This window comes from Staphylococcus sp. HMSC067F07, from assembly GCF_001837405.1.
Lineage (GTDB): Bacteria > Bacillota > Bacilli > Staphylococcales > Staphylococcaceae > Staphylococcus > Staphylococcus capitis.
Genome location: NZ_KV832234.1, coordinates 257,796 through 273,010, shown reverse-complemented (window position 1 = coordinate 273,010; position 15,215 = coordinate 257,796). Strand labels below are relative to the sequence as shown.

The 15,215-nt window shown below is 32.9% G+C and carries 14 protein-coding genes; 9 read left to right on the top strand and 5 right to left on the bottom strand.

What is annotated here, in order from left to right; genetic code table 11:
• Positions 1 to 56: 56 nt before the first annotated feature.
• Positions 57 to 1,184 (top strand): HAD family hydrolase, encoded by a 1,128-nt coding sequence (locus tag HMPREF2706_RS04565; protein WP_049427426.1) that lies wholly within the window; start codon positions 57 to 59, stop codon positions 1,182 to 1,184.
• A 46-nt stretch (positions 1,185 to 1,230) separates the two neighbouring features.
• On the opposite strand, the gene serA is transcribed toward HMPREF2706_RS04565, so the two are convergent.
• The 3 genes from serA to HMPREF2706_RS04550 form a co-directional block, all read right to left on the bottom strand.
• On the bottom strand, positions 1,231 to 2,826 hold the full coding sequence (serA, locus tag HMPREF2706_RS04560) for a phosphoglycerate dehydrogenase (protein WP_070862219.1): 1,596 nt from the start codon (positions 2,824 to 2,826) through the stop codon (positions 1,231 to 1,233).
• Entirely contained in the window at positions 2,816 to 3,979 is a 1,164-nt protein-coding gene (locus tag HMPREF2706_RS04555) for a pyridoxal-phosphate-dependent aminotransferase family protein (RefSeq protein WP_070862218.1), read from the bottom strand. The genes serA and HMPREF2706_RS04555 overlap by 11 nt, the downstream gene beginning before the upstream one ends.
• A 126-nt stretch (positions 3,980 to 4,105) precedes the next feature.
• Complete coding sequence (locus tag HMPREF2706_RS04550) at positions 4,106 to 4,546, bottom strand: SACOL1771 family peroxiredoxin (RefSeq protein ID WP_023350109.1); 441 nt, start codon at positions 4,544 to 4,546, stop codon at positions 4,106 to 4,108.
• Positions 4,547 to 4,623: 77 nt separating this feature from the next.
• Between HMPREF2706_RS04550 and HMPREF2706_RS04545 the strand changes: the two genes are divergently transcribed.
• A complete protein-coding gene (locus HMPREF2706_RS04545) occupies positions 4,624 to 5,370 on the top strand; it encodes a glycerophosphodiester phosphodiesterase (protein WP_064212350.1) in 747 nt (248 codons plus the stop codon).
• A gap of 125 nt (positions 5,371 to 5,495) precedes the next feature.
• On the opposite strand, the gene rpsD is transcribed toward HMPREF2706_RS04545, so the two are convergent.
• On the bottom strand, positions 5,496 to 6,098 hold the full coding sequence (gene rpsD / locus HMPREF2706_RS04540) for a 30S ribosomal protein S4 (protein WP_002434877.1): 603 nt from the start codon (positions 6,096 to 6,098) through the stop codon (positions 5,496 to 5,498).
• Between the two features lie 220 nt (positions 6,099 to 6,318).
• A complete protein-coding gene (locus HMPREF2706_RS04535) occupies positions 6,319 to 6,789 on the bottom strand; it encodes a GAF domain-containing protein (RefSeq protein WP_070862217.1) in 471 nt (156 codons plus the stop codon).
• 135 nt (positions 6,790 to 6,924) lie between these two features.
• Between HMPREF2706_RS04535 and ezrA the strand changes: the two genes are divergently transcribed.
• The 7 genes from ezrA (at position 6,925) to HMPREF2706_RS04500 (ending at position 15,085) form a co-directional block, all read left to right on the top strand.
• Positions 6,925 to 8,619, top strand: coding sequence for a septation ring formation regulator EzrA (gene ezrA / locus HMPREF2706_RS04530; protein ID WP_049427436.1), 1,695 nt, complete (start codon positions 6,925 to 6,927; stop codon positions 8,617 to 8,619).
• 182 nt (positions 8,620 to 8,801) lie between these two features.
• Positions 8,802 to 9,941, top strand: a complete 1,140-nt coding sequence (locus HMPREF2706_RS04525) for a cysteine desulfurase family protein (RefSeq protein WP_049427440.1) — start codon at positions 8,802 to 8,804, stop codon at positions 9,939 to 9,941.
• Positions 9,941 to 11,164, top strand: coding sequence for a tRNA uracil 4-sulfurtransferase ThiI (gene thiI / locus HMPREF2706_RS04520; protein ID WP_049427442.1), 1,224 nt, complete (start codon positions 9,941 to 9,943; stop codon positions 11,162 to 11,164). Before HMPREF2706_RS04525 ends, thiI begins: the two co-directional genes overlap by 1 nt.
• A 53-nt stretch (positions 11,165 to 11,217) precedes the next feature.
• Positions 11,218 to 11,991, top strand: a complete 774-nt coding sequence (locus HMPREF2706_RS04515; RefSeq protein WP_037549441.1) for a sulfite exporter TauE/SafE family protein — start codon at positions 11,218 to 11,220, stop codon at positions 11,989 to 11,991.
• A 192-nt stretch (positions 11,992 to 12,183) separates the two neighbouring features.
• Positions 12,184 to 12,678 (top strand): thiol peroxidase, encoded by a 495-nt coding sequence (gene tpx, locus HMPREF2706_RS04510; RefSeq protein ID WP_002434812.1) that lies wholly within the window; start codon positions 12,184 to 12,186, stop codon positions 12,676 to 12,678.
• Between the two features lie 125 nt (positions 12,679 to 12,803).
• Positions 12,804 to 13,751, top strand: coding sequence for a class I SAM-dependent methyltransferase (locus HMPREF2706_RS04505; RefSeq protein WP_002453444.1), 948 nt, complete (start codon positions 12,804 to 12,806; stop codon positions 13,749 to 13,751).
• 89 nt (positions 13,752 to 13,840) lie between these two features.
• Entirely contained in the window at positions 13,841 to 15,085 is a 1,245-nt protein-coding gene (locus HMPREF2706_RS04500) for an acetate kinase (RefSeq protein WP_002434682.1), read from the top strand.
• Positions 15,086 to 15,215: the final 130 nt, after the last annotated feature.

Genomic DNA, 15,215 nt, shown 5'->3' with positions numbered 1-15,215 from the left:
CATTAAACATGTAATATAAGTTGTATCAGAATTTTCTGAAAGGCCAGGTGTAAGTAGTGAAGTCCATATTATTTGATGTTGATGGTGTATTTTTGAGTGAAGAACGCTGTTTTGATGTTTCAGCAATTACTGTAGAAGAACTTATGACGAGTGAAGGTATTTTTTTAGGTTGTGGAACATACATAGATTTTGAAAATGATTTAAATGATAAAAAGATTCAGGAAATACGAGAACGTGTATTTCAACATGATAAAATATTGAATCAATTAAAATCATTAGGATTAAATTCTAATTGGGATATGCTTTTTATCGTATTTAGTATTCATTTAATTGATCTTGCTAAGCAACTTGATCAATCACATAGATATGAGTTTTTAAATTCTAGTACTTTTAATGAAAAAACTTTATTCGAAATGAATAAACATTTATTACATAAAGAGATAGATTACGAGAAACCTTTAGAAGTTATTGATTCCTTCAGAAATGGGAAAGATGCTATATATGAAGATTTAGAATCATATGCTAAAGATCAATTAGAAATTGATGATACAGAATTATTTAAATTAAAAAGTAATCTATGGCAACTCGCTAAAGATACATATCAAGAATGGTATTTAGGTAAGGATTTATTCAATAAAGTAGAAGAGGGTATCGCATTATTAGATTTCAAAAAGGGGTTCATCTATGAAGAAGTGATACTTAAACCTCAAGAAGAAATTCAATTATTATTGCAACATTTAAAGGAAGCGGGTTATCATCTAGCGATTGCTACAGGTCGTCCTAGAACAGAAACAATCATTCCTTTCGAATCATTAGGACTTAAATCATATTTTGATGATGAACACATTGTTACTGCCAGTGAGGTGTTAGATGCTGAGAGTGATTACCCAGAGTATCAACCTTTAGGTAAACCTAACCCATTTAGTTATATAGCTACCTTGAATGGTAATGACAGAAATAGATACAAGGAGTATGCTACTCATCAGGAAAATATAGTGAATAAAGACGAGGTTTATATAGTTGGTGATTCACTTGCTGACTTATTAAGTGCGAAAAAAATTGGCGCTACATTTATAGGGACGTTAACAGGTCTAAAAGGTGATAAAGCGCAGCCAGAACTCGAAGTATATGGGGCTGATTACATCGTTGAGGATGTTACTAAAATAAGGAATATTCTACTATAAAAAATAGGCTACAGAACGAGATTAAAATGTTCTGTAGCCTTAAAAATTATATTGTAAGTTTTGTACTAATAATTCTATTAAATCCGCCAGTTTCACGTAAAATATTGATAACATCTAAAGAGGCTTGTTGATCAATTGATAGAATCATAAGTGCGTCGCCACCTTCATTATTTCTACCTAATGTCATAGAGGCGATATTAATACCATGACTACCTAAAAGGTTACCAGTTTGGCCAACAATGCCAGGTTTATCTTTATGACAAGTTACTATTTGATACTCATTTGGCTTGAAATCAAGTGAGAAGTCATTAATTCGAACGATTCTTGGACCAAACCCTGCTAGAACTGTAGCTCCGATTTTAATTTGGTCTTTATCATTAGTTAACTCAAGCTCAACATAACTACTAAAATCAGAATGTTTTTTCTGCTTTTCAATATTATATGTTACACCTTGCTGGTTCAATAGAGCTAAAGCATTAATAATATTAACTTCCTCACCTAAATCCTCTTTAAGTATATTGGTCACAATTGTTCTAGTTATTAAACTTGTATCATTCGTGGCTAAGTCTCCAGCAAAGGTAATTTTAATTTCACTTGGCGCTCCCTCTAATAATTGAATTGCAAATTCACCTATAGTTGTACCTAAATCAACAAATGATTTGACTGCTTCATCAACATTACTTAAATCCATTTTTGGAGCATTTAATGCATGTTCAACCGTTCCATTTGTTAATATATCTATAATTTCCTCTGAAACTGAAACAGCTACTTTTTCTTGGGCTTCAACTGTAGAAGCGCCTAAATGTGGAGTAACTATTATTTTATCATGAGAAATTAATGGAGAGTCTGTAGGTGGCTCATGTTCAAAGACATCAATGGCAGCACGATCTATCAAATTATTGTCTAGAGCATGAATAAGTGCTTCTTCATCAATAATTCCACCTCTTGCAACATTAATAATTTGGAGATTTGGTTTAGCTTTGTTGAAAAATGACTCCCCAACAATGCCACGTGTTTTAGGTGTTAAAGGCGTATGAACTGTAACGAAGTCAGCTTGTTCAGCAATTTCATCAACATTTGCATTTTGAATATCTAGAGATTTCGCTTTGTCTTCAGTTAAATAAGGATCGAATGCTAAAATTTTCATGCCAAAACTTTGAGCACGTTTTGCAACACCTAGACCAATACGTCCAGCTCCGATGATACCTAATGTTTTACCATATAGTTCTACTCCGCGAAACGCTTTGCGATTCCATTCTTTATTACGTAATGATTGATGCGCTTGAGGGATATTGCGAGCCATTGCTAAAATCATTGCAATTGAATGTTCTGTTGCAGAAATTGTATTACCATCAGGGGCATTAATCACTAAGATACCCTTTAACGTTGCAGCTTCAATATCAATATTATCAACCCCAACACCCGCTCGAGCGATAACTTTGAGACGTGAAGCTGAGTTGATAATTTTATCAGTGACTTGAGTCTGACTACGTACAATTAATCCTTCATAATTGCCGATGATATTGATTAACTCTTCTTCTGATAAATCAGTTTGAATATCCACTTCAAATTCATTGTTATCTAATAAACTTTTTAAACCTTCTTCAGAAATAGGGTCTGATACTAAAATTTTATGACTCATGTTTGATAACCTCCATAAATTGAGCAATACCTTTGCCGATATAATTTTTATTTCTAGATTCAGTTAAAAGAATTTCTATTGCTGAAACAACAGAGAGGATATCAAATGGAGACACTTTCCCCATATGACCAATGCGTAATATATGACCTTTCAAATGTCCTTGACCACCAGCAATTGTAATATTGAAACGTGATTTAAGTTGATCTTTTAAATAAGTTAATTCTTCTTTGTCTTTAGGTACGAAAGACGTTACAGTAGGAGAGGCATATGAATCATCTTTAACTAATAACTCTAAATCAAGAGATTTTAAAGCAGTACGTAAAGCGTTACGTATGCTATAATGGCGCTTTATAACATGATTTAATCCCTCATGTTTAACCAATTCTACATATGCATTAACTCCTCTAAATAAAGCAACATTAGGAGTGAAAGGTGTAGAATTCTGTTCTTGAGAGCTAAGATATTTATTTAAATCTAAATAAAATCGAGGTGTAGTTACTTCAGCAAAACGATCTATAGCTCTGTCACTATAAGCAACAAAAGCAACACCAGGAGGTAACATGATGGCTTTTTGGCTACCTGAAACAAGAACGTCAATTTTATCTTTAATTAAATCAACTTCAACTGCACCAATACAACTTACACCATCTACGACAAAGTACAGTGAATCGTCATAATTTTTAAGAGCGTGACCTAATTCATGTACAGGATGTAATACGCCAGTAGAAGTTTCACAAAACTGAGAGAATACCGCTGTAACACGATGATTTAATTGTTTTAAAAATTTAATGAAATCATTAACGTCAACAGCTTCTCCCCATGTTACATCGTAAACGTGCACATTTTTATAGTATGTCTCAGCGATTTGTTTAAATCTATTTCCAAATGCACCTGAGACAATAATAACGATGTGATCATCTGGATTTGCGATATTCAGCATACTTGCTTCAAGAACACTTGTACCACTAGAAGTTAATATAAGTACTTCATTCTTTGTACCGAAAATAGGTTTCAAACCTTTAAATGCTTCATCAGCTATGTCTTCAAAATCTTTTGATCTATGTCCGACCATAGATAATTGAATCGCACTCATAATTGAATTTGGAACTGGCGTTGGACCTGGAGTTAATAATAAAGGTTGGTAATACTGCATAAACATTCCTCCCACTGTAAGATTTTTCTATTTTAGCAAATATTCTGAATATTTAAAACCCTAAATATTGAGCTATCACATTTATAAAACGTTTACATGTTTCCAATTTGTGATAGCTTTTGCAATTTAAACTAAAGTTGGTTCAATACGCACTTCAACATTATTTTTTATAGCATTTGAAATCATACAATTATTATCCGCAATTTTTAAGAGTTTTAGTAGTCTCTTCTTTAGATTATCTTTATGATTGTTGTCGACATTAATTTTAGGATAGTGTGTAATACACTCCATTTTGAATTTTCCATTTTCAAAGGAGGCAGTGCCAACAGATTGTTGATTAATGCGTATATCTTTATATCCAGCTCTTTCTAAAGTTGCAGCGAGTGAAATAATATAGCATGAGGAAGCTGCTGATACTAACATTTCATCAGGATTTGTGCCTATGCCTTGACCGCCTAAAGAATAGGGGATTGAAATCTGTTCGTTAATCAAATCTCCTTGAACAGTGCCTATCTCATTCCGTCCACCTTTCCATTGAGTAACTACTTTGAAATCATGCTTTACCATTTAGATTGACCTCCTGTGTCATTGTGGTAATTTAAGTTTAGAGTAATTTAAAAAAGATTAAAAGAAAGGTGACTTTCATGAAAATTGCACGTCCAAATCAAACTTTTCAAATCGTAGCACATAGAGGTTTGCCTGATGATTATCCTGAAAATACACTTATTGCATATAAACATGCACTTATGCTTCATATAGATATGTTAGAAATTGATGTACATTATACTAAGGATAAACAACTTGTTATTATTCATGATGATACTATTGATCGTACATCTAATGGGAAAGGTAAAGTTAAAGACTATACTTTAGAAGAGTTAAGAGAATTTGATTTTGGTGTAAAAAGAGGTGATGCGTTCAAAGGTGAACGTATACCTACATTTGATGAGGTGCTTGATTTAGTTAATAATTTTTCAAAAAAGCTACTTATAGAAATCAAGACACCATCTCAATATCCAGGTATTGAAGAGATGATTGTAGATAAGTTAAAAGAAAAAGATATGCCTTCTCACAAAGTGATATTACAATCATTTGATTTTGATTGTGTGAAGAAGTTAGCAAATATGAATTTAGAATACGAATTAGGCGTATTATTGAGTAAAAAGAAATATTGGTATAAATTACCAGACTTTAAAGAAATTGCGAAGATTGCAGATTATGCGAATCCAAATTATAAGTTAGTTACTAAAAGATTTATGAAACATGCCCATGAAGAAATGTTAAAAGTATTACCTTACACAGTTAATAAACCTAAGGCGGCTAAGAAACTTTTACATTATGGAGCAGATGGAATTATTTCAGACATACCTGAAGAAATGTTTAAGTTGTAGGGGAAACAAGGAACCGCCTAAGCTAAAGCATATGCAAAAATGCCACTAACCTTCATTGATGAGGAAGTGGCATTAAAAAAACCCCAATTCCGGAAAGGAATTGGGGTAAAATTTGAAGAAATCGATTATCTTGAGTAGTACTCAACGATTAATTGTTCATTGATTTCAGCTGGTAACTCGCTACGTTCTGGGAAGCGAACGAAAGTACCTTTTAAGCTGTCAGCATCGAAGTCTAAATATTCTGGTACGAAGTTGTTGATTTCAACAGACTCTTTAATGATGTTTAAGTTTTGTGATTTCTCACGTACTGTAATCACTTGACCAGGTTTTAGTGAATAAGATGGGATGTCTACGCGTCCACCATCTACTTCAATGTGACCATGGTTAACTAATTGACGTGCTTGACGACGTGTACGAGCTAAACCTAATGAGTAAACTACTGCGTCTAAACGACTAGCAAGTAAAATCATGAAGTTTTCACCGTGTACACCATATTGCTTACCAGCAATTTCGAATGTGTTACGGAATTGTCTTTCAGTCATTCCATATAAGTAACGTAATTTTTGTTTTTCACGTAATTGTAAACCATATTCTGATAATTTTTTACGTTGGTTAGGACCATGTTGTCCTGGTGCGTAAGGGCGTTTTTCTAATTCTTTACCAGTACCGCTTAAAGAGATACCTAAACGACGAGATTTTTTCCAGTTTGAACCTCTGAATCGAGCCATGTGAGACTCCTCCTTTTTCTTTTTTGTTGTTATGAAAAAACAAAAAAGAGTGTTATATGCTTATCGAGATATATTGTTTTATGTGTCTTCACCTTATAGCGTCAGTTACGTGACACGTCCGCCTCGGGAACAACATAGAGCTTGATAATATACAACTGCTATTTTCGTTAATTCACACAAAATTCATTGTACCAGTTTATTGAGAACTGTCAACACTTATTTATGATTGATTTAATTGTTTTTCTAGAATTTGAACGACTTGCTCTAAGCCTTCTTGATCATCCCAAGTAAATCTATCTTTTATCGGTGCATCAATGTCTAGGACACCAATAATTTTATCATTAACTTGAATAGGTATTACTATTTCTGATTTACTATTCGCATCACATGCGATATGCCCAGGGAATTGGTGAACATCACTTACACGTTGTGTAGCATCTTCAGAAACAGCAGTACCACAAACACCTTTACCTATTTCGATATGCACACAAGCCGGATGACCTTGAAATGGACCTAAGATAAGTTCATTATCTTCTATTAAATAGAATCCGACCCAATTAACTTGATCTAAATGATCATTGATTAGGGCAGAAGTGTTGCTTAAAATTGCAATTAAATGATGTTCATCCTCGATTAAACTCTTTAATTGCTTGGTAAGCATCAAGTAATTTGTTTCTTTTACGTTAGTCATAACTATACCCCTTCATACGAAAGTTTTTAATAAGTATAAAGTTTTGAAAATAATCTAGCAATTAATACATTTTCTATTTTAATGAAAAGAGAATTTACGTTATAATGAAAGATGATAAAATAGGAGGAGAAGTATATGGTGTTATTTATCATATTAGCAATACTCGTAATTATATTAATTGCGATAGGCGTAATGTTCTACATGCGCTCGAATAAGAGAAATTCAATTGAAAAAGCTGAAGAGCGTAAAAATGAAATTGAAAAACTACCTTTTGATGACAACTTGAAAAAATTACAAAATTTAAACTTAAAAGGTGAAACTAAGACTAAGTATGATGCAATGAAAAAAGACAACACAGAAAGTACAAATAAATACTTAGCTCCCGTTGAAGAAAAAATTCATAATGCTGAGGAATACCTTGATAAATTTAAGTTTTCTGCAGCGCAAACTGAAATTGATGATGCGCATGAACTTATGGATCAATATGAAAACAATTATAATCAACAAGTATCTCAAGTAGATGAAGTTTTAGCTTTACATAAAGACAATGAAGCATTATACGATAAATGTAAGGTCGATCATCGTGAAATGAAACGTGATGTATTGGCTAATCGTCATCAATTTGGAGAAGCTGCTCAGCCTTTAGAGAAAGAAATTGAGAAATTTGAACCGAAATTAAATGAGTATGAAACACTTAAATCAGAAGGGAATTATGTTCAAGCTCATAATCATATAGCCGCTCTACACGAAGAGATGAATAGTCTTAAAGCTTATATGGAAGAGATACCTGATTTAATTCGAGAAACTCAAAAAGAATTACCAGGTCAATTCCAAGATTTAAAATATGGTTGTAGAGACTTGAAAGTTGAAGGATACGATTTAGATCATGTTAAAGTTGATGGAAACTTACAAAGTTTAAAAACCGAATTAAGTTTTGTAGAACCTATGATAAGTCGGCTAGAATTAGATCAAGCTAATGATAAGCTTGAAAGTATTAATGATAAGTTAGATGAGATGTATGATCTAATAGAGCATGAAGTAAAAGCTAAAAATGAAGTCGAAGAAACGAAAGATGTCATTACAGACGATTTATTCAAAGCTAAAGACATGAACTATACACTTCAAACTGAAATCGAATATGTGCGTGAAAATTATTATATTAATGAATCTGATGCACAAAGTGTCCGTCAATTTGAAAATGAAATTCAAAATCTCATTGCGGTTTATGATGACATCTTAAAAGAAATGTCTAAGTCGGCAGTTAGATATAGTGAAGTTCAAGATAATTTACAATATCTTGAAGATCACGTTTCAGTTATCAATGAGAAACAAGATAAACTTCAAAACCATCTTATTAAATTGCGTGAAGATGAAGCAGAAGCAGAAGACAATTTATTAAGAGTTCAATCTAAGAAAGAAGAAGTATATAGACGTTTATTAGCTTCAAACTTAACAAGCGTTCCGGAACGTTTCATCATTATGAAAAATGAAATTGATAATGAAGTGCGTGAAGTTAATAATCAATTTAGCGAACGCCCAATACATGTTAAACAGCTAAAAGATAAAGTTGCTAAAATCGTTATTCAAATGAATACGTTTGAAGATGAAGCGAATGATGTATTAGTCAATGCAGTATACGCTGAAAAATTAATTCAATATGGTAATAGATATCGTAAAGATCATAATAATGTTGATAAGAGTCTTAACGAAGCGGAGCGTTTATTCAAAAATAATCGCTACAAACGTTCTATCGAAATTTCAGAACAAGCACTTGAAAGTGTAGAACCTGGAATTACTAAACATATTGAAGAACAAGTTATTAAAGAATAGGTCATATTTTATAAGAGCAAGACAGAATTTTTATTCTTAGTGTATCATTTCTGTCTTGCTCTCTTTTAATTTTGCTAGAAAATAGTATAATGCTTGAGTATCCAAATTTATAAAATGATTAGCGTTCGGGGTAATCATTTTCCGATTAAAGAATTTATTAAAGTGAAAGAGAAGTGTTATCAGTGATTTATTTAGACAATGCAGCCACTACAAAAGCTGATCAAGATGTTATTGATTCCTTCGTTAAAGTGAATCAATCATTGTACTTCAATCCTAATAGCCCTCATCAAGCTGGCTTACAAGCTGAACAAGTACTGAAGCAAGCTAAAGAAGAAATAGACATTGCTTTAAATTTAAATCACCTGTATCATATCGTATTTACAAGTGGTGCTACAGAATCTAACAATATGGCTCTTAAAGGAATCGCTTATAGGAAAAGGGAAACAGCTAATGAAATTATAACCTCTGTTCTAGAACATCCCTCTGTTTTAGAAGTGATGAGATATTTAGAGGAGAAACAAGGTTTTAAACTTAAATATGTTGATGTTAAGAGTGATGGTAAAATTGATACTGAACATTTAAAATCTTTAATGTCAGATAAAGTTGGGTTGGTCACATGTATGTACGTGAATAATATTATGGGCCAAATTCAACCAATTCAAGATATTGTTAATATCTTAAAAGACTATCCACGAGCACATTTACATGTGGATGCTGTACAAGCACTTGGGAAAGTGTCTATGGATTTAAATGGTGTTGATAGCTTGAGTTTAAGCGGACATAAATTTAATGGTTTAAAAGGACAAGGACTTTTAATTATTAAAAATATACAAAATATTGAGCCAGTTGTGCATGGTGGCGGTCAAGAGTATGGTTTGAGAAGTGGCACTGTTAATTTGCCAATGGCTGTTTCAATGGTGAAATCAATCAAACTTACCATGGGTCGTTTAGATGAAGCCCGTCGTAAATTAAATAAAATGAATCAGTCAGTTAGAACATTTTTAGAAGAATTTAGAGGCGTTTACATTAATTCCCCTAAGGATAGTGCACCCCAAATTATTAATGTTAGCTTTCCAGGTGTTAAAGGTGAAGTGCTTGTTAATGCTTTTTCAAAACATGGTGTAATGATATCAACAACAAGTGCTTGCTCATCTAAACGTGGGAAACTTAACGAAGTGCTATTAGCAATGGGAGTTCCTGATGCAAGAATAGAAGGTAGTATAAGAATATCTATGGGAGTTCATACAACTGAAGAGGATATTCAAAGATTTAAAGAAGTATTTGAACAAGTATATGAAGAAGTTAAGGAGTTGTTAAAATAATGCACTACGATCATTTGCTCGTAAGATATGGTGAATTGACGTTAAAAGGTACAAATCGTAAAATGTTCGTTAATCAATTAAAGGCTAACGTAAAACGCGCGTTAATTCCCTTACAAGGGTACCATGTAAAAGGTAAACGCGATCGCATGTACGTCGATATGGATCAAGATGCGGATATGAATGAAATTATTCATCGTTTAACTAAAGTTTATGGAATTAAATCCATAAGTCCTGTGATTAAGACCGATAAAACAGAAGAAGCAATATATGAGGCAGCAATTCAGCTAGCTCGTGATTTTGATGAAGGCTCTACTTTTAAAATAGATGTAAAACGTGTAGATAAATCCTTTCATTTAGATACCTATGCTTTACAACGTGAAGTTGGTGGCGCAATACTCAAGAATGTTGAAGGTGTTTCGGTTAATGTTAAACAACCTGACCATGAAGTGAGAGTTGAAATACGTTTGGATGCGGTGTATATCTTCGAAAAAATTATTCAAGGTTCAGGAGGCTTACCTGTAGGAACTGGTGGCAAGACGTTACTTATGTTAAGTGGCGGTATCGATTCACCGGTGGCAGGTATGGAAGTAATGAAACGTGGGGTTACAATTGAGGCAATTCACTTTCATAGTCCACCATTTACTAGTGAAAAAGCTAAAGATAAAGTGATTGAACTCACACGTATTTTATCAGAGCGTGTAGGACCTATTAAATTACACATTGTTCCTTTTACTGAACTACAGAAGCAAATTAATAAGGTTGTTCACCCTCGATATACAATGACTTCAACACGACGCATGATGATGCGTGTTTCCGATGCGTTAGTTCATAAAATTGGTGCAAATGCCATCGTTAATGGGGAAAATTTAGGTCAAGTTGCAAGTCAAACACTAAAAAGTATGTATGCCATTAATCATGTAACTTCCACACCAGTTTTAAGGCCATTATTAACACTCGATAAAGAAGACATTATTAAAAAGGCTCGAGATATTGGTACTTATGAAACATCTATCCAGCCATTTGAAGATTGCTGTACAATCTTTACACCTAAAAATCCTGTAACCGAACCTGACTTTGATAAAGTTGAGAAATATGAAGGGGTATTCAATTTTGATGATATGGTTCAAACAGCAGTGGATAATATTGAAACGATGACTATCGATCAAAATTATAAAAGTGAGAAAGAACAATCAACTGATGCTTTAATTGAAGATTTATTTTAAAAATTAAGTATTGGCGAGCGAACCATCAAATAATAAAGGGGAGAATGAAGTAAGTGGATTGGCATCTATCTGTAATCGTTACTATTATGTTTTTTGGGTTTATCGCCTCGTTTATTGATTCAGTAGTTGGTGGTGGTGGGTTAATTTCTACTCCTGCACTTTTAGCAGTAGGTTTACCACCCTCAATGGCATTAGGAACCAATAAATTTGCAAGTTCATTTAGTACATTAACAAGTGCTTTTAAATTTATACGTTCTGGAAAAGTAGATTTAAAAGTAGTCGGGAAGCTTTTCCCATTTGTATTTATTGCATCAGGAGCTGGAGCAATCTTAGCAACTTATTTACCCGCGAATATATTAAAGCCACTCATTATTGTCGTTTTAACGATAGTTATTGTATACACTATTGTAAAAAAAGATTGGGGTAGTGTCAGAAGCTTCACTTCATTTACATTTATTAAGGCATTCATTTTTTCAATCATGTTTATCATTTTAGGATTTTATGATGGCTTTTTAGGTGGAGGTACGGGCTCATTCATGTTATTTACTTTACTCATGTTTGGGTTTGACTTTTTAAGTGCAGCTGGTAATGCAAAAGTTTTGAACTTTGCATCAAATATTGGTGGGTTATTACTTTTTATCATGCTAGGTCAGGTCAATTTTACTTATGGATTCATTATGGCATTAAGTATGATTGTAGGTTCTTATTTTGGTGCTCATTTTGCTTTGAAAAAGGGCGTTGGATACGTTAAAAATTTATTTATTTTAGTAACTGCAGTCCTTATATTAAAAAATATATATGATTATGTAATGCAGTTGATGCACTAATCTTTAGTAACTGACGTTAAGATTATTCGTTTAATCTAGATGTCAGTTTTTTTGGATGTATATGTAATTAATGATACGTATAAGAGTTTAATGCTCATTTGAAAATTAAATTGTTTACATTAAAAAATTGAATTACTACTAAAATTTGTCGTATGATAATATTAAATACTTAAAATATAGGAGGTCATCATAATGACTGAAATTACTTTTAAAAATGATCCTATTACATTGTCAGGTCAACAGGTAAAAGAAGGTGACATTGCACCCGACTTTACTGTATTAGACAATAGTTTAAATCAAATAACATTAGAAGATTATAAAGGGAAAAAGAAATTAATTAGTGTAGTTCCTTCTATTGATACAGGAGTATGTGACCAACAAACACGTAAATTTAATGAAGAAGCATCTCAAGAAGATGGTGTAGTATTAACAATTTCTGTTGATTTACCATTCGCTCAGAAAAGATGGTGTGCGTCTAATGGTTTAGAAAATGTTGTTACATTAAGTGATCACAGAGACCTATCTTTCGGTGAAAACTTTGGGGTAGTTATGGAAGAATTAAGATTATTAGCACGCTCAGTTTTTGTATTAGATGAAAGTAACAAAATTGTTTATAAAGAAATTGTTAGTGAAGGTACTAACTTCCCAGATTTTGATGCTGCTTTAGAAGCGTATCGCAACATTTAAGTTGAATTCGTATCATTGACAGTGATTAACTAAGTGTCCATACTTGTTTAAGAAATTGAAAGTTAGATAAAGTGTTTAATTTCTATAAATTATGAATGGGCACTTTTGGTTAGAGAGGGTTTTTTATGACTGAAGAAAATACAATTATGGAACGCTTATTCCATGCATTAGATGAAAAAGCTAAATCCTTAAATGAAGAGAATGGACAAAGCTTCATTGAAAATTTAGGGTTAGCTATGGAGGAAATTTACACCAATAAAAGAGATTTACTCGAACAAGCTACACTTCAAGATAGAAGAAAAGCATTTCAATTTGCATATTTAAGTTTAATGCAAGAAGAGAATATTCAAGCAAACCACCAAATTACTCCTGATTCAATAGGTTTAATACTTGGTTTCTTAGTTGAACGATTCATGCAAGATAAAGAGGAGATGCATGTTGTTGATATCGCTAGTGGTGCTGGACACCTAAGTGCTTCTGTTAAGGAGGTACTTTCGGATAAAACAACGATGCATCATCTCATTGAAGTAGATCCAGTGTTATCTAGAGTAAGTGTACATTTAGCTAACTTCTTAGAAATTCCATTTGATGTATACCCTCAAGATGCTATTATGCCACTGCCTTTAGAAGAAGCAGATGTGGTAATTGGAGACTTCCCAATTGGCTATTATCCAGTAGATGAGCGTAGTAAAGAAATGAAACTTGGCTTTGATGAGGGGCACAGTTACTCTCATTATTTATTAATTGAACAAGCTATAAATGCATTAAAAGGGGCAGGTTATGCGTTTTTAGTCGTTCCAAGTAACATTTTTACTGGAGATAAAGTGAAACAGTTAGAAAAATTTATTGCTACAGATACTGAAATGCAAGCATTTTTAAATCTACCAACAACGTTATTTAAAAATGAAAAAGCACGAAAATCTATACTTATTTTACAGAAAAAACAACCTCAAGAGACTAAACCTGTTGAAGTTTTATTAGCTAATATTCCTGATTTTAAAAATCCACAGCAATTTCAAGGATTTATTAGTGAATTAAATCAATGGATGGACACAAATCATACAAAAAAATAATCTGTAACAATATAGTATTCAAACTGTAATAATGATAAAATGAACTGTGTGAAAAATATAACTAAACAAATGATGGAGGACAATGACCTATGTCAAAATTAATTTTGGCGGTAAATGCTGGTAGTTCATCTTTGAAATTCCAGTTAATCAGAATGCCGGAAGAAAAGTTAGTAACCAAAGGCGTCATCGAGCGTATTGGTTTAAGCGATTCTATTTTCACGATTGTAGTTGAAGGGGAAAAGCTTACTGACGTTAGAGATATAAATGATCATGAAGAAGCAGTTAATATTATGTTAGAAAGCTTTAAAGAACATCACATGATTGAAGATATCAATGAAATTGAAGGAACAGGTCACCGTGTAGTGCATGGGGGAGAGAAATTTCCAAAATCAGTAGTTGTAACGGATGAGGTAGAGACTCAAATTGAGGAGTTAAGTGAGTTAGCTCCACTGCATAACCCAGCTAATTTAATGGGAATAAGAGCTTTTAAAAAGTTATTACCAAATATTCCTCATGTAGCTGTATTTGATACATCTTTCCACCAAACAATGCCTGAACAAGCTTATTTATACAGTTTACCTTATCATTATTATGAAGATTATGGCATTCGTAAATATGGCTTCCATGGTACAAGTCATAAGTATGTATCTAGAAGAGCGGCAGACATTTTAGGAAGACCGATCGAAGATTTAAGAATTATTTCTTGTCACATTGGTAATGGTGCGTCAATAGCTGCGATTGATGGCGGAGAATCAATTGATACATCTATGGGTTTCACTCCATTAGCAGGTGTTACAATGGGTACACGTTCAGGTAATCTAGACCCAGCGTTGATTCCGTTTATTATGGAAAAGACTGGTAAAAATGCAGACGAAGTATTAAATATTTTGAATAAAGAATCCGGTTTACTAGGTTTAACTGGTACGTCAAGTGATTTACGAGACTTAACTGAAGAAGCTAAACACGGACGTCATCGTGCACGTGTAGCACTTGATTTATTTGCATCGAAGATTCATAAATACATTGGCTCTTATGCGGCTAGAATGCATGGCGTTGATGTAATTGTATTCACAGCTGGTATAGGAGAAAATTCTCATATTATTCGAGGTAAAGTTCTAGAGGGACTTGAATTTATGGGTGTATATTGGGATCCGAAGAAAAATGAGAGTCTTCACGGAGATGAAGGGTATATTAACTATCCTCATTCCCCAGTAAAAGTATTGGTTGTACCAACTGACGAGGAAGTTATGATTTCTCGTGACGTTATCAAATATGGTGGACTAAAAGAGGAATCATCCGAAGAACAAAGTGTTAACACTGAAACTAATAATTGATTAATAGGTAAAAGTATAACTTGTGATCGCATAACCATATGAATGGTTATGCGATTTTTAATTTTTAACTAGAGAGAGAAATAAAATTAAGAAAGCCTATCAACGACTTTTATAATGACGTTGATAGGCT

Excerpts from the sequence above, each read along its gene's own strand:
- serA (WP_070862219.1), bottom strand. The coding sequence starts at position 2,826 with ATGAGTCATAAAATTTTAGTATCAGACCCTATTTCTGAAGAAGGTTTA.
- HMPREF2706_RS04555 (WP_070862218.1), bottom strand. The coding sequence starts at position 3,979 with ATGCAGTATTACCAACCTTTATTATTAACTCCAGGTCCAACGCCAGTT.
- HMPREF2706_RS04550 (WP_023350109.1), bottom strand. The coding sequence starts at position 4,546 with ATGGTAAAGCATGATTTCAAAGTAGTTACTCAATGGAAAGGTGGACGG.
- HMPREF2706_RS04545 (WP_064212350.1), top strand. The coding sequence starts at position 4,624 with ATGAAAATTGCACGTCCAAATCAAACTTTTCAAATCGTAGCACATAGA.
- rpsD (WP_002434877.1), bottom strand. The coding sequence starts at position 6,098 with ATGGCTCGATTCAGAGGTTCAAACTGGAAAAAATCTCGTCGTTTAGGT.
- HMPREF2706_RS04535 (WP_070862217.1), bottom strand. The coding sequence starts at position 6,789 with ATGACTAACGTAAAAGAAACAAATTACTTGATGCTTACCAAGCAATTA.
- ezrA (WP_049427436.1), top strand. The coding sequence starts at position 6,925 with ATGGTGTTATTTATCATATTAGCAATACTCGTAATTATATTAATTGCG.
- thiI (WP_049427442.1), top strand. The coding sequence starts at position 9,941 with ATGCACTACGATCATTTGCTCGTAAGATATGGTGAATTGACGTTAAAA.
- tpx (WP_002434812.1), top strand. The coding sequence starts at position 12,184 with ATGACTGAAATTACTTTTAAAAATGATCCTATTACATTGTCAGGTCAA.
- HMPREF2706_RS04505 (WP_002453444.1), top strand. The coding sequence starts at position 12,804 with ATGACTGAAGAAAATACAATTATGGAACGCTTATTCCATGCATTAGAT.
- HMPREF2706_RS04500 (WP_002434682.1), top strand. The coding sequence starts at position 13,841 with ATGTCAAAATTAATTTTGGCGGTAAATGCTGGTAGTTCATCTTTGAAA.